At 54.3% G+C, this 15,103-nt stretch carries 8 protein-coding genes, 2 tRNA genes and 3 rRNA genes; 11 read left to right on the top strand and 2 right to left on the bottom strand.

Annotation, left to right across the window (positions count from 1 at the left end):
* Nucleotides 1–9: 9 nt before the first annotated feature.
* Entirely contained in the window at nucleotides 10–1,173 is a 1,164-nt protein-coding gene (gene fadA / locus HV340_RS22090; RefSeq protein ID WP_044866329.1) for an acetyl-CoA C-acyltransferase FadA, read from the bottom strand.
* A 9-nt stretch (nucleotides 1,174–1,182) separates the two neighbouring features.
* A complete protein-coding gene (gene fadB / locus HV340_RS22085; RefSeq protein ID WP_032680099.1) occupies nucleotides 1,183–3,372 on the bottom strand; it encodes a fatty acid oxidation complex subunit alpha FadB in 2,190 nt (729 codons plus the stop codon).
* Nucleotides 3,373–3,562: 190 nt separating this feature from the next.
* Here fadB and pepQ point away from each other — a divergent pair, with 190 nt between their 5' ends.
* The 11 genes from pepQ to birA all read left to right on the top strand — a co-directional run bounded on the left by pepQ (nucleotide 3,563) and on the right by birA (nucleotide 15,100).
* Complete coding sequence (gene pepQ / locus HV340_RS22080) at nucleotides 3,563–4,894, top strand: Xaa-Pro dipeptidase (RefSeq protein WP_025202792.1); 1,332 nt, start codon at nucleotides 3,563–3,565, stop codon at nucleotides 4,892–4,894.
* Nucleotides 4,894–5,508, top strand: a complete 615-nt coding sequence (locus HV340_RS22075) for an IMPACT family protein (protein ID WP_059306551.1) — start codon at nucleotides 4,894–4,896, stop codon at nucleotides 5,506–5,508. Before pepQ ends, HV340_RS22075 begins: the two co-directional genes overlap by 1 nt.
* A gap of 41 nt (nucleotides 5,509–5,549) precedes the next feature.
* A complete protein-coding gene (gene trkH / locus HV340_RS22070; protein WP_025202793.1) occupies nucleotides 5,550–7,001 on the top strand; it encodes a Trk system potassium transporter TrkH in 1,452 nt (483 codons plus the stop codon).
* Between the two features lie 10 nt (nucleotides 7,002–7,011).
* The gene (gene hemG, locus HV340_RS22065; protein WP_020882866.1) at nucleotides 7,012–7,557 is read left to right on the top strand and encodes a menaquinone-dependent protoporphyrinogen IX dehydrogenase; all 546 of its coding nucleotides are present in this window, start codon (nucleotides 7,012–7,014) and stop codon (nucleotides 7,555–7,557) included.
* A gap of 353 nt (nucleotides 7,558–7,910) precedes the next feature.
* Nucleotides 7,911–9,450: ribosomal RNA gene (locus tag HV340_RS22060) — 16S ribosomal RNA — on the top strand.
* 70 nt (nucleotides 9,451–9,520) lie between these two features.
* Nucleotides 9,521–9,597 (top strand) — tRNA-Ile (locus HV340_RS22055).
* 38 nt (nucleotides 9,598–9,635) lie between these two features.
* Nucleotides 9,636–9,711, top strand: a tRNA-Ala gene (locus tag HV340_RS22050).
* A gap of 180 nt (nucleotides 9,712–9,891) precedes the next feature.
* A 23S ribosomal RNA gene (locus HV340_RS22045) occupies nucleotides 9,892–12,798 on the top strand.
* 64 nt (nucleotides 12,799–12,862) lie between these two features.
* Nucleotides 12,863–12,978: ribosomal RNA gene (rrf, locus tag HV340_RS22040) — 5S ribosomal RNA — on the top strand.
* The 16S, 23S and 5S rRNA genes sit together here with 2 tRNA genes alongside, the layout of an rRNA operon.
* 134 nt (nucleotides 12,979–13,112) lie before the next feature.
* On the top strand, nucleotides 13,113–14,141 hold the full coding sequence (murB, locus tag HV340_RS22035; protein ID WP_014172099.1) for a UDP-N-acetylmuramate dehydrogenase: 1,029 nt from the start codon (nucleotides 13,113–13,115) through the stop codon (nucleotides 14,139–14,141).
* Nucleotides 14,138–15,100, top strand: coding sequence for a bifunctional biotin--[acetyl-CoA-carboxylase] ligase/biotin operon repressor BirA (birA, locus tag HV340_RS22030; RefSeq protein WP_181216232.1), 963 nt, complete (start codon nucleotides 14,138–14,140; stop codon nucleotides 15,098–15,100). The genes murB and birA overlap by 4 nt, the downstream gene beginning before the upstream one ends.
* Nucleotides 15,101–15,103 lie beyond the last annotated feature (3 nt).

The raw sequence follows: 15,103 nt of genomic DNA, 5'->3' as shown, positions 1-15,103 counted from the left end.
CTCGAAGAGTTACACTCGCTCAAATACCGTCGCGATACCCTGACCCAGCCCGATACACATCGTCGCCAGACCAAACTGAGCGTCTTTGCGTTCCATCAGGTTAATCAGCGTGGTGCTGATGCGTGCCCCGGAACAACCCAGCGGGTGACCGAGGGCGATCGCGCCGCCATTGAGGTTAATCTTGTCGTCTATCTGATCCATCAGACCCAGATCTTTGATGCACGGCAGGATCTGCGCGGCAAAGGCTTCGTTCATCTCAAACAGATCGATATCACTGGTGGTTAAGCCTGCTTTTTTCAGCGCCAGCTTCGAGGCCGGCACCGGACCGTAACCCATAATAGACGGATCGCAACCCACCACCGCCATCGAACGCACCCGGGCACGAGGCGTCAGGCCTAATTCGCGGGCACGGCTTTCACTCATCACCAGCATCGCGGCGGCCCCGTCAGATAGGGCAGACGAGGTGCCTGCCGTTACCGTACCGGTGACCGGGTCAAACGCCGGGCGCAGCGTAGAAAGGGTTTCTACAGTGGTTTCCGGGCGAATCACTTCATCGTAGTTGAACTGCTTCAAAACGCCGTCAGCATCGTGACCACCGGTTGGGATGATCTCATGCTTAAATGCGCCGGATTGCGTTGCGGCCCAGGCGCGTGCGTGGGAGCGCGCGGCAAAGGTATCCTGCATTTCGCGGCTGATGCCGTGGAGGCGGGAAAGCATCTCAGCGGTCAGGCCCATCATTCCCGCCGCTTTCGCCACGTTACGGCTCATACCCGGGTGGAAATCAACCCCGTGGCTCATCGGCACGTGGCCCATGTGCTCCACGCCGCCGACCAGACAGGCCTGCGCATCACCGGTCATGATCATGCGTGCCGCATCGTGCAGCGCCTGCATTGACGAACCACACAGACGGTTAACGGTCACCGCCGGAACTGAATGCGGGATCTCCGCCAGCAGCGAAGCGTTACGGGCGATGTTAAAGCCCTGTTCGAGGGTTTGTTGTACACAGCCCCAGTAAATATCGTCGAGCGCAGCGGGGTCCAGTGCCGGGTTACGCGCCAGCAGGCTACGCATCAGGTGCGCGGAGAGGTCTTCCGCGCGCACATTACGGAATGCGCCGCCTTTTGAACGGCCCATCGGGGTGCGAATCGCATCAACAATGACAACCTTTTCCATTGTGACTCCTTAAGCCGTTTTCAGCTCGCCAACCGGACGGGCTGGCTCAACTGCTGGGTAATAGGGTTCGTTATGGCGCGCTTTGTTACGCAGACCTTCCGGCACGTCATACAGCGGGCCGAGGTGCTGGTACTGCTGAGCCATATCGAGATAACGGGCGCTGCCGAGCGTATCCAGCCAGCGGAACGCGCCGCCGTGGAACGGAGGGAAGCCGAGGCCGTACACCAGTGCCATATCCGCTTCTGCCGGGCTGGCGATAATGCCTTCTTCCAGGCAACGCACCACTTCGTTGATCATTGGAATCATCATTCGGGCGATGATTTCATCGTCGGTGAAGTCACGTTTCGGCTGGCTGACGTCGGCCAGCAGGCCATCCACCGCCGCGTCTTCTTCTTTCTTCGGCTTGCCTTTGCTGTCTTCTTTATAGCGCCAGAAGCCCAGGCCGTTTTTCTGACCAAAGCGGCTGGCGTCAAACAGGGCGTCAATCGCGTCGCGGTAATCTTTCTGCATGCGCTGCGGGAAGCCTGCCGCCATCACCGCCTGGGCGTGGTGTGCGGTGTCAATGCCGACCACATCCAGCAGATACGCCGGACCCATCGGCCAGCCGAACTGTTTTTCCATCACTTTGTCGACTTTGCGGAAATCCGCACCGTCGCGCAGGAGCTGGCTGAAACCGGCGAAGTACGGGAACAGCACGCGGTTGACGAAGAAGCCCGGACAGTCGTTGACCACGATTGGGGTTTTGCCCATTTTGCTGGCCCATGCCACGACTTTGGCGATCGTTTCGTCAGAGGTTTTTTCCCCACGGATCACTTCGACAAGCGGCATACGGTGCACCGGGTTAAAGAAGTGCATACCGCAGAAGTTTTCCGGGCGCTTCAGAACGCCTGCCAGTTCGCTAATCGGGATGGTGGAGGTGTTTGAGGCCAGTACGGTATCAGGACGAACCTTCTCTTCGGTTTCCGCCAGCACCGCTTTTTTGACTTTCGGGTTCTCAACGACCGCTTCAACGACCACATCCACACGGTCGAAACCGCTATAGTCCAGGGTCGGGTGGATTGTCGAGATCACCCCTGAGAGTTTCAGACCGTCAATTTTGCCGCGTTCCAGCTGTTTATTCAGCAGCTTGGCCGCTTCGGTCATGCCCAGCGTCAGGGATTTCTCGCTGATGTCTTTCATCACCACAGGCACGCCTTTCCAGGCCGACTGATAAGCGATGCCGCCGCCCATAATGCCTGCACCGAGTACCGCCGCCTGTTTTGGCGTCTCAACATTTTTGGTCAGCTGTTTCGCCTTACCTTTCACGAATTGATCGTTCAGGAAGATGCCCACCAGTGCGCGAGCTTCATTAGTGTGCGCCAGCGGAACAAAGCTTTGGTTTTCCAGTTTCAGCGCTTCATCACGGCCAAAGCGGGCCGCGGCTTCAATCGTTTTAACGGCGGTAATGGGCGCGGGGTAGTGTTTGCCTGCCGTCTGCATCACCATCCCTTTGGCGATGGTGAAGCTCATGGCGGCTTCAATTTTGCTGAGTTTCAACGGTTCCAGCTTCGGCTGACGTTTGGCTTTCCAGTCGAGGTCGCCATTAATGGCCTGATGGAGAATGGCGAGGGAGCCTTCAATCAGTTTTTCTGGTTTAACCACACCGTCCACCAGGCCTATTTTCTGCGCCTGTTCCGCCCCGACATCTTTACCGGCGGCGATGATCTCCAGGGCGCTATCGGCACCCAGCATGCGTGGCATACGTACGGAACCGCCAAAGCCTGGCATGATGCCCAGTTTTGTTTCCGGCAGGCCGATGCGCAGGTCTGGCGTGGCCAGACGATAGTCGGTTGCCAGCACGCACTCGCAGCCGCCGCCCAGCGCGTAGCCGTTAACGGCGGAGACTGTCGGAACAGGCAGATCTTCCAGACGATTAAAGACGCTGTTGGCAAAGTGCAGCCACTGGCTCAGCTGTTCTTCCGGGACCTGGAACAGTGAAAGGAATTCGGTGATATCTGCACCGACAATAAAAGCCGCTTTGTTTGAGCGCAGCAGCAGCCCTTTTAATTCAGATTGTTTTTCAAGCACATCCAACGCCTGGCCAAGACTGGCCACCGTCGCGGTATCAAGCTTGTTGACTGAGCCGGGGGCATCGAACACCAGTTCGGCAATGCCATCTTCCAGCCAGTTGAGGTACAGGGTGTCGCCTTTGTAGAGCATGTCAGTCTCCTGAATCCAGCAAGTGGATCTGGTCATACCAGATGAGACGGAGTGTGGGATTTATGTTAATAAAATGCAAATTTCTCATTAAGAAATTGCTGCATTGATCACGGTCGGTGGAAATCACGCAGTCGGAGTCAGGTGTGCTAAGATGCGATGACTTGAGCTCAGAAAAATGAAAGGAAGAAAGATGGACTCACTGGCTTCGCTTTATAAAAATCATATCGTTACCCTACAGGAACGTACCCGTGATGTACTGGCGCGCTTTAAGCTGGATGCGCTGTTAATCCACTCCGGAGAGCTGATTAACACCTTCCTGGATGACCATGCGTATCCGTTTAAGGTCAACCCGCAGTTCAAAGCCTGGGTGCCGGTCACGCAGGTCCCAAATTGCTGGTTGCTGGTGGACGGGGTGAACAAGCCGAAACTGTGGTTCTATCTGCCTGTCGATTACTGGCACAACGTTGAGCCGCTGCCGACCAGCTTCTGGACGGAAGAAGTGGACGTTATCGCTTTACCAAAAGCCGATGGCATTGGCAGCCTCCTGCCAGCCGGGCGCGGCAATATTGCTTATATTGGCCCGGTTCCTGAGCGTGCGCTCGGTCTGGATATTCCGGCGGATAAACTCAATCCGAAAGGGGTTCTGGATTATCTGCACTACTATCGCGCTTATAAGACCGACTACGAACTTTACTGCATGCGTGAAGCGCAAAAAACGGCGGTAAACGGTCACCGTGCTGCGCATGAAGCGTTCCAGTCTGGCATGAGCGAGTTCGATATTAACCAGGCGTATCTGACCGCCACCGGCCACCGTGACACTGATGTCCCTTACAGCAACATCGTCGCGCTGAATGAGCATGCGTCCGTTCTGCACTACACCAGGCTCGATCACCAGGTGCCATCCGAGTTGCGCAGCTTCCTGTTGGACGCTGGGGCAGAGTACAACGGCTATGCGGCCGACCTGACCCGCACCTGGGCGGCAAATGCGGATACCGATTTTGCACAGTTGATTAAAGACGTTAACGATGAGCAACTGGCGCTTATTGGCACCATGAAAGCGGGAACCAGCTATGTGGATTACCACATCCAGTTCCATCAGCGCATCGCTAAACTGCTGCGTAAGCACCAGATTGTGAAAGACATGAGCGAAGAGGCGATGGTGGAAAACGATCTGACCGGGCCGTTCATGCCGCACGGTATTGGTCACCCGCTGGGTCTGCAGGTTCATGATGTTGCCGGTTTTATGCAGGACGATACCGGTACGCACCTGGCCGCGCCGTCTAAATATCCTTACCTGCGCTGCACGCGTATTCTTGAGCCGCGTATGGTGCTGACCATCGAGCCGGGTATCTACTTTATCGAATCGCTGTTAGCGCCATGGCGTGAAGGCCCGTTCAGCAAGCACTTCAACTGGGACAAAATTGAAGCGCTGAAACCGTTTGGCGGTATTCGTATCGAAGATAACGTGGTGATCCACGAAAACGGTATTGAGAATATGACGCGAGACCTGAAGCTGGCCTGATGGATAGCTGGCTGATACCGGCTGAACCGGTCACCTTTGTTGAGGAAATTAAGAAGAGCCGATTCATTACGCTGCTGGCACATACCGACGGCGTTGAGGCGGCAAAAGCGTTTGTTGAGTCCGTTCGCGCGCAGCACCCTGACGCACGTCACCACTGCGTGGCGTGGGTGGCAGGGCCGCCGAACGATTCACAACAGCTGGGGTTTTCCGATGACGGTGAACCGGCAGGCACAGCCGGTAAACCCATGCTCTCCCCGTTGATGGGCAGCGGCGTGGGTGAAATCACCGCCGTGGTCGTTCGCTACTATGGCGGTATCTTATTAGGCACGGGTGGACTGGTTAAAGCGTATGGCGGTGGGGTTCAGCAGGCACTGAATATGCTGATTACCACCCGCAAAACGCCGCTCACCGAATATACTTTACTGTGCGATTACGGTCAGTTATCCGGCATTGAGGCATTGCTAAAGCAGTTTAACGGCGTCATCGCGCACAGTGACTATCAGGCAATGGTGCAACTACGCGTGGCGCTTCCGCAGGCGGAACTGGCTGCTTTTTCAGCAAAGCTGGCGGATTTTAGTCGCGGTTCGTTGCAATTGCTGCCGATTGAAGAATAATCCCCACCTCACTTTTTTGAATACCAAAGGAAGCGGCAGAGATGCATTTTCGTGCCATTACCCGAATCGTTGGACTGCTGGTCATACTTTTTTCCGGGACGATGATTCTCCCAGGACTGGTAGCGCTTATCTACCGGGACGGCGCGGGGCGGGCATTTACCCAGACCTTCTTTGTCGCACTGGCGATTGGCTCTCTGCTGTGGTGGCCAAACCGTCGTCAAAAGGGTGAGCTGAAATCTCGCGAAGGGTTTTTGATTGTTGTTCTGTTCTGGACAGTGCTGGGAAGCGTGGGTGCGCTACCCTTTATCTTCTCTGAACAGCCTAATCTGACCGTCACGGATGCGTTTTTTGAATCGTTCTCGGGTTTAACGACGACCGGGGCGACCACGCTGGTCGGGCTGGATTCCTTACCGCATGCCATTCTCTTTTATCGCCAGATGCTGCAATGGTTCGGGGGGATGGGGATCATCGTCCTGGCAGTGGCCATTCTGCCTATTCTTGGCGTCGGGGGGATGCAGCTTTACCGTGCGGAAATGCCGGGTCCACTGAAAGATAACAAGATGCGCCCGCGCATAGCCGAGACGGCGAAAACCCTGTGGCTTATCTATGTCTTACTGACGGTCGCCTGTGCGTTAGCATTATGGTTTGCCGGGATGCCTGCATTCGACGCTATCGGGCACAGCTTTGCGACGATCGCCATCGGCGGGTTCTCGACCCACGATGCCAGCGTGGGTTACTTCGACAGCCCCACCATTAACACGATCATTGCCATCTTCCTGCTGATTTCCGGCTGTAACTACGGTCTGCACTTCTCCTTACTCAGCGGGCGTAGCCTGAAGGTGTACTGGCGTGACCCGGAGTTTCGCATGTTCATTGGTGTCCAGCTTACGCTGGTCATCATCTGTACCGTGGTGTTGTGGTTCCACGATGTCTATAACTCCGCGTTGACTACGTTAAATCAGGCGTTCTTCCAGGTGGTGTCGATGGCAACCACCGCCGGTTTTACAACGGACAGTATTGCGCGCTGGCCGCTGTTCCTGCCGGTACTGCTGCTGTGTTCTGCGTTCATCGGGGGTTGTGCGGGGTCGACGGGCGGTGGCCTGAAGGTGATCCGTATTCTGCTGTTGTTTAAGCAGGGGAACCGTGAACTTAAACGTCTGGTCCACCCGAACGCGGTTTACAGCATCAAACTGGGTAACCGTGCCCTGCCGGAACGTATTCTTGAAGCGGTGTGGGGGTTCTTCTCGGCCTATGCGCTGGTCTTCATCGTCAGTATGCTGGCGATTATCGCGACGGGGGTGGATGATTTCTCTGCCTTTGCTTCCGTCGTTGCAACGTTGAATAACCTCGGGCCTGGCCTGGGAGTAGTGGCGGATAACTTTGCCAGTATGAACCCGGTCGCGAAATGGATCCTCATCGCCAACATGCTGTTTGGTCGTCTGGAGGTCTTTACGCTGCTGGTGCTGTTCACCCCAACATTCTGGCGCGAGTAAGGAGTCGTCGGTGAAAACACTTATTCTTTTCTCTACGCGGGATGGGCAAACGCGTGAGATTGCCTCATATCTGGCTTCAGAATTAAAAGAGCTGGGGATTTACTCTGATGTGGTGAACCTGAACCGCACGGAGCAGATAGCCTGGCAGGATTACGACCGTGTGGTTATTGGCGCGTCTATTCGTTACGGGCATTTCCATCCGGCGCTGGATCGTTTTGTGAAAAAGCATACGGCAGTGCTCAATAAACTGCCCGGGGCTTTTTACTCGGTCAATCTGGTGGCGCGTAAACCTGAGAAACGTACGCCGCAGACCAACAGCTATACGCGCAAGTTTCTGTTGAGCTCTCCGTGGCAGCCGGACATCAGCGCCGTCTTTGCCGGCGCGCTGCGTTATCCGCGTTATCGCTGGTATGACCGCTTTATGATTCGCCTCATTATGAAGATGACCGGCGGCGAAACCGATACGCGCAAAGAGGTGGTTTATACCGACTGGTCGCAGGTCGCCAGTTTTGCGCGGGAGATCGCACATTTATCAGGCGATTCGCGGCTTAAATAGGCGTGAAGTTTGAAAAGTGAGCGAACGAAAAGTTTTTTGTATTTTGTGCTTGTCACTTCAGAATAACTCCCTATAATGCGCCTCCACTGACACGGAACAACGGCACACACGCCACCGGGTCAGCAGAGATAAGCGAAAATAAATGCTTGACTCTGAAGCGGGAAAGCGTAATATGCACACCCCGCGCCGCAGCGAAAACGAAGCGGCACTGCTCTTTAACAATTTATCAGACAATCTGTGTGGGCACTCAAAGTGACATGGATTCTTAATGTCTTCGGACACTAAATGAATACCAAGTCTCTGAGTGAACATACGTAATTCATTACGAAGTTTAATTCACGAGCATCAAACTTAAATTGAAGAGTTTGATCATGGCTCAGATTGAACGCTGGCGGCAGGCCTAACACATGCAAGTCGAACGGTAGCACAGAGAGCTTGCTCTCGGGTGACGAGTGGCGGACGGGTGAGTAATGTCTGGGAAACTGCCTGATGGAGGGGGATAACTACTGGAAACGGTAGCTAATACCGCATAACGTCGCAAGACCAAAGAGGGGGACCTTCGGGCCTCTTGCCATCAGATGTGCCCAGATGGGATTAGCTAGTAGGTGGGGTAACGGCTCACCTAGGCGACGATCCCTAGCTGGTCTGAGAGGATGACCAGCCACACTGGAACTGAGACACGGTCCAGACTCCTACGGGAGGCAGCAGTGGGGAATATTGCACAATGGGCGCAAGCCTGATGCAGCCATGCCGCGTGTATGAAGAAGGCCTTCGGGTTGTAAAGTACTTTCAGCGGGGAGGAAGGTGTTGCGGTTAATAACCGCAGCAATTGACGTTACCCGCAGAAGAAGCACCGGCTAACTCCGTGCCAGCAGCCGCGGTAATACGGAGGGTGCAAGCGTTAATCGGAATTACTGGGCGTAAAGCGCACGCAGGCGGTCTGTCAAGTCGGATGTGAAATCCCCGGGCTCAACCTGGGAACTGCATTCGAAACTGGCAGGCTAGAGTCTTGTAGAGGGGGGTAGAATTCCAGGTGTAGCGGTGAAATGCGTAGAGATCTGGAGGAATACCGGTGGCGAAGGCGGCCCCCTGGACAAAGACTGACGCTCAGGTGCGAAAGCGTGGGGAGCAAACAGGATTAGATACCCTGGTAGTCCACGCCGTAAACGATGTCGACTTGGAGGTTGTGCCCTTGAGGCGTGGCTTCCGGAGCTAACGCGTTAAGTCGACCGCCTGGGGAGTACGGCCGCAAGGTTAAAACTCAAATGAATTGACGGGGGCCCGCACAAGCGGTGGAGCATGTGGTTTAATTCGATGCAACGCGAAGAACCTTACCTACTCTTGACATCCAGAGAACTTTCCAGAGATGGATTGGTGCCTTCGGGAACTCTGAGACAGGTGCTGCATGGCTGTCGTCAGCTCGTGTTGTGAAATGTTGGGTTAAGTCCCGCAACGAGCGCAACCCTTATCCTTTGTTGCCAGCGGTCCGGCCGGGAACTCAAAGGAGACTGCCAGTGATAAACTGGAGGAAGGTGGGGATGACGTCAAGTCATCATGGCCCTTACGAGTAGGGCTACACACGTGCTACAATGGCGCATACAAAGAGAAGCGAACTCGCGAGAGCAAGCGGACCTCATAAAGTGCGTCGTAGTCCGGATTGGAGTCTGCAACTCGACTCCATGAAGTCGGAATCGCTAGTAATCGTAGATCAGAATGCTACGGTGAATACGTTCCCGGGCCTTGTACACACCGCCCGTCACACCATGGGAGTGGGTTGCAAAAGAAGTAGGTAGCTTAACCTTCGGGAGGGCGCTTACCACTTTGTGATTCATGACTGGGGTGAAGTCGTAACAAGGTAACCGTAGGGGAACCTGCGGTTGGATCACCTCCTTACCTTAAAGAACCTGCCTTTGTAGTGCTCACACAGATTGTCTGATGAAAAACAGCAGTAAAAAACCTCTACAGGCTTGTAGCTCAGGTGGTTAGAGCGCACCCCTGATAAGGGTGAGGTCGGTGGTTCAAGTCCACTCAGGCCTACCAAATCTGTCATGCAGATTTGAAGAGGTTGGTCATACGATGGGGCTATAGCTCAGCTGGGAGAGCGCCTGCTTTGCACGCAGGAGGTCTGCGGTTCGATCCCGCATAGCTCCACCATCTTTTACTGCGAAAACAAGAAAACTTCAGAGTGAACCTGAAAAGGTGCACTGCGAAGTTTTGCTCTTTAAAAATCTGGATCAAGCTGAAAATTGAAACGACACACAGTTAATGTGTGTTCGAGTCTCTCAAATTTTCGCAAACCGGTGATGAATCGAAAGAAACATCTTCGGGTTGTGAGGTTAAGCGACTAAGCGTACACGGTGGATGCCCTGGCAGTCAGAGGCGATGAAGGACGTGCTAATCTGCGAAAAGCGCCGGCGAGGTGATATGAACCTTTGACCCGGCGATGTCCGAATGGGGAAACCCAGTGTGTTCCGACACACTATCGTTAACTGAATACATAGGTTAACGAGGCGAACCGGGGGAACTGAAACATCTAAGTACCCCGAGGAAAAGAAATCAACCGAGATTCCCCCAGTAGCGGCGAGCGAACGGGGAGCAGCCCAGAGTCTGAATCAGCTTGTGTGTTAGTGGAAGCGTCTGGAAAGTCGCACGGTACAGGGTGACAGTCCCGTACACGAAAGCACACAGGTTGTGAACTCGAAGAGTAGGGCGGGACACGTGGTATCCTGTCTGAATATGGGGGGACCATCCTCCAAGGCTAAATACTCCTGACTGACCGATAGTGAACCAGTACCGTGAGGGAAAGGCGAAAAGAACCCCGGCGAGGGGAGTGAAAAAGAACCTGAAACCGTGTACGTACAAGCAGTGGGAGCCTCTTTTATGGGGTGACTGCGTACCTTTTGTATAATGGGTCAGCGACTTATATTCTGTAGCAAGGTTAACCGTATAGGGGAGCCGAAGGGAAACCGAGTCTTAACTGGGCGTTAAGTTGCAGGGTATAGACCCGAAACCCGGTGATCTAGCCATGGGCAGGTTGAAGGTTGGGTAACACTAACTGGAGGACCGAACCGACTAATGTTGAAAAATTAGCGGATGACTTGTGGCTGGGGGTGAAAGGCCAATCAAACCGGGAGATAGCTGGTTCTCCCCGAAAGCTATTTAGGTAGCGCCTCGTGAACTCATCTTCGGGGGTAGAGCACTGTTTCGGCTAGGGGGCCATCCCGGCTTACCAACCCGATGCAAACTACGAATACCGAAGAATGTTATCACGGGAGACACACGGCGGGTGCTAACGTCCGTCGTGAAGAGGGAAACAACCCAGACCGCCAGCTAAGGTCCCAAAGTCATGGTTAAGTGGGAAACGATGTGGGAAGGCACAGACAGCCAGGATGTTGGCTTAGAAGCAGCCATCATTTAAAGAAAGCGTAATAGCTCACTGGTCGAGTCGGCCTGCGCGGAAGATGTAACGGGGCTAAACCATGCACCGAAGCTGCGGCAGCGACGCTTATGCGTTGTTGGGTAGGGGAGCGTTCTGTAAGCCGTTGAAGGTGTCCTGTGAGGGGTGCTGGAGGTATCAGAAGTGCGAATGCTGACATAAGTAACGATAAAGCGGGTGAAAAGCCCGCTCGCCGGAAGACCAAGGGTTCCTGTCCAACGTTAATCGGGGCAGGGTGAGTCGACCCCTAAGGCGAGGCCGAAAGGCGTAGTCGATGGGAAACAGGTTAATATTCCTGTACTTGGTGTTACTGCGAAGGGGGGACGGAGAAGGCTATGTTAGCCGGGCGACGGTTGTCCCGGTTTAAGCATGTAGGCGGAACGATTAGGTAAATCCGGTCGTTTATTAACGCTGAGGTGTGATGACGAGGCACTACGGTGCTGAAGTAACAAATGCCCTGCTTCCAGGAAAAGCCTCTAAGCATCAGGTAACACGAAATCGTACCCCAAACCGACACAGGTGGTCAGGTAGAGAATACCAAGGCGCTTGAGAGAACTCGGGTGAAGGAACTAGGCAAAATGGTGCCGTAACTTCGGGAGAAGGCACGCTGATATGTAGGTGAAGCCCCTGCGGGTGGAGCTGAAATCAGTCGAAGATACCAGCTGGCTGCAACTGTTTATTAAAAACACAGCACTGTGCAAACACGAAAGTGGACGTATACGGTGTGACGCCTGCCCGGTGCCGGAAGGTTAATTGATGGGGTTAGCGGTAACGCGAAGCTCTTGATCGAAGCCCCGGTAAACGGCGGCCGTAACTATAACGGTCCTAAGGTAGCGAAATTCCTTGTCGGGTAAGTTCCGACCTGCACGAATGGCGTAATGATGGCCAGGCTGTCTCCACCCGAGACTCAGTGAAATTGAACTCGCTGTGAAGATGCAGTGTACCCGCGGCAAGACGGAAAGACCCCGTGAACCTTTACTATAGCTTGACACTGAACACTGGTCCTTGATGTGTAGGATAGGTGGGAGGCTTTGAAGCGTGGACGCCAGTCTGCGTGGAGCCAACCTTGAAATACCACCCTTTAATGGCTGGTGTTCTAACGTAGACCCGTAATCCGGGTTGCGGACAGTGTCTGGTGGGTAGTTTGACTGGGGCGGTCTCCTCCCAAAGAGTAACGGAGGAGCACGAAGGTTAGCTAATCCTGGTCGGACATCAGGAGGTTAGTGCAATGGCATAAGCTAGCTTGACTGCGAGAGTGACGGCTCGAGCAGGTGCGAAAGCAGGTCATAGTGATCCGGTGGTTCTGAATGGAAGGGCCATCGCTCAACGGATAAAAGGTACTCCGGGGATAACAGGCTGATACCGCCCAAGAGTTCATATCGACGGCGGTGTTTGGCACCTCGATGTCGGCTCATCACATCCTGGGGCTGAAGTAGGTCCCAAGGGTATGGCTGTTCGCCATTTAAAGTGGTACGCGAGCTGGGTTTAGAACGTCGTGAGACAGTTCGGTCCCTATCTGCCGTGGGCGCTGGAGAATTGAGGGGGGCTGCTCCTAGTACGAGAGGACCGGAGTGGACGCATCACTGGTGTTCGGGTTGTCATGCCAATGGCACTGCCCGGTAGCTAAATGCGGAAGAGATAAGTGCTGAAAGCATCTAAGCACGAAACTTGCCCCGAGATGAGTTCTCCCTGAGACTTTAAGTCTCCTGAAGGAACGTTGAAGACTACGACGTTGATAGGTCGGGTGTGTAAGCGCAGCGATGCGTTGAGCTAACCGATACTAATGAACCGTGAGGCTTAACCTTACAACGCCGAAGATGTTTTGGCGTGAGAGAGACGATTTTCAGCTGATACAGATTACAGAATTTGCCTGGCGGCTTTAGCGCGGTGGTCCCACCTGACCCCATGCCGAACTCAGAAGTGAAACGCCGTAGCGCCGATGGTAGTGTGGGGTCTCCCCATGTGAGAGTAGGGAACTGCCAGGCATCAAATAAGTGAAGAGGCCATCCGAAAGGATGGCCTTTTTGCGTTTTTATCCCTTCCTCGTTGCTCTAAACTAATCACCTATCCCCCCGTATATACGGTAAACTATCCCGGTTTTTGTCTCAGGATAGCGTCTATGAATCACTCCCTTAAGCCCTGGAATACCTTTGGCATTCAACGTAATGCTAATAAAATTGTACGTGCCGATACTGCACAGCAGCTGCTGGATGCCTGGCAAAGCGCAACAGAACAAGACGAACCTGTACTGATTCTGGGCGAAGGAAGTAATGTCCTGTTTCTCGATGATTTTGCGGGAACGGTGATCGTTAACCGCATCATGGGAATTGATGTGGAAGAGCGCGCCGATAGTTGGCATCTGCACGTTGGCGCCGGTGAAAACTGGCATCATCTGGTGCAATACACCCTGGACAAAGGGATGCCAGGACTGGAAAACCTTGCCCTTATCCCTGGCTGCGCCGGATCATCCCCCATTCAAAATATCGGTGCCTATGGCATCGAACTGAAACACGTTTGTGAATACGTCGATTGTATTGAGCTGGCGACCGGCGCGGCTCAGCGTTTAACCGCTGAACAGTGCCGTTTTGGCTACCGTGACAGTATTTTCAAGCATGAATATCAGGATCGCTACGTGATTGTCGCCGTAGGCCTGCGTCTGTCAAAAAACTGGCAGCCGGTGCTGACCTACGGTGATTTAACGCGTCTCGATCCCGAAACGGCGACTGCCCGTGACGTTTTTGACTCGGTGTGCCATATGCGCACGACCAAACTTCCTGATCCTAAAGTGAATGGAAATGCGGGAAGCTTCTTCAAAAACCCGGTTATCAGCAGCGAAAACGCCCAAGCGTTTCTTGCAGGTTGGCCTGCCGCACCCCATTACCCACAGGCGGATGGTAGCGTGAAGCTGGCCGCGGGCTGGCTTATCGATCAATGCCAGTTAAAAGGCGCCTCCGTGGGCGGTGCGGCCGTTCATCGTCAGCAGGCTCTGGTGCTGATTAATCAAAACGATGCGACCAGCGAGGATGTTGTCCGGTTGGCCCATCACGTCCGTCAGCAAGTGGGCGAAAAATTTAACGTCTGGCTGGAGCCAGAGGTCCGCTTCATTGGCCGTACGGGTGAAGTGAATGCCGTGGAGGTTATCGCGTGAAGGACAATACTATCCCTTTAACCCTGATAAGCATTCTTGCCGACGGTGAATTCCATTCCGGCGAGCAGCTGGGTGAACACCTGGGCATGAGCCGTGCCGCCATTAATAAGCATATCCAGACCCTCCGCGACTGGGGTGTCGATGTCTTTACGGTACCCGGAAAAGGCTACAGCCTGCCGGAGCCGATTCAGCTGCTGAATGAAGAGCTGATCCGCAGCCAGGTAGAGCAGGGCAATGTTGCGGTCTTGCCGGTGATCGATTCGACCAACCAGTACCTTATGGATCGACTCAGCGAATTATCCTCCGGGGATGCCTGTGTAGCCGAGTACCAGCAGGCCGGGCGTGGCCGTCGAGGCCGCAAGTGGTTTTCGCCATTTGGTGCCAACCTCTATCTCTCCATGTACTGGCGTCTGGAGCAGGGGCCCGCTGCTGCTGTTGGCCTGAGTCTGGTCATCGGGATTGTGATGGCAGAAGTGCTGCACGATCTGGGCGCTGATAAGGTGCGGGTGAAATGGCCAAACGATCTTTATCTGAACGATCGTAAACTTGCCGGTATTCTCGTTGAATTAACGGGTAAAACAGGCGACGCGGCGCAAATTGTCATTGGTGCCGGCCTCAATATGGTGATGCGCAATGTACAAAATGACGTGGTGAATCAGGCGTGGACCAACCTGCAGGAAGCGGGGATCACCATCGATCGCAACACCCTTGCCGTGCGTATGATTAAAGAATTACGCAGTTCGCTTTCGCTCTTTGAACAAGAGGGGCTGGCATCCTTCCTGTCCCGTTGGGAAAAGCTGGATAACTTTATTAACCGTCCGGTGAAATTGCTGATTGGTGATAAAGAGATCTACGGTATTTCCCGCGGCATCGACGCACAGGGCGCGTTGCTCCTGGAGCAGAATGGCGTGATCAAACCCTGGGTGGGCGGTGAGATTTCACTGCGCAGCGCGGAATAACCC

Origin of the sequence: Enterobacter sp. RHBSTW-00975, assembly GCF_013615235.1 — a bacterium.
GTDB classification, from domain to species: Bacteria; Pseudomonadota; Gammaproteobacteria; order Enterobacterales; family Enterobacteriaceae; genus Enterobacter; species Enterobacter ludwigii.
Note: the sequence above shows the minus strand (reverse complement) of the source record. Positions and strands in the feature narration are given on the sequence as shown.

What these genes read in the sequence shown, in the direction of transcription:
- fadB (WP_032680099.1), bottom strand. Translation starts at nt 3,372, where the DNA reads ATGCTCTACAAAGGCGACACCCTGTACCTCAACTGGCTGGAAGATGGC.
- trkH (WP_025202793.1), top strand. Translation starts at nt 5,550, where the DNA reads ATGCATTTTCGTGCCATTACCCGAATCGTTGGACTGCTGGTCATACTT.
- pepQ (WP_025202792.1), top strand. Translation starts at nt 3,563, where the DNA reads ATGGACTCACTGGCTTCGCTTTATAAAAATCATATCGTTACCCTACAG.
- fadA (WP_044866329.1), bottom strand. Translation starts at nt 1,173, where the DNA reads ATGGAAAAGGTTGTCATTGTTGATGCGATTCGCACCCCGATGGGCCGT.
- HV340_RS22075 (WP_059306551.1), top strand. Translation starts at nt 4,894, where the DNA reads ATGGATAGCTGGCTGATACCGGCTGAACCGGTCACCTTTGTTGAGGAA.
- murB (WP_014172099.1), top strand. Translation starts at nt 13,113, where the DNA reads ATGAATCACTCCCTTAAGCCCTGGAATACCTTTGGCATTCAACGTAAT.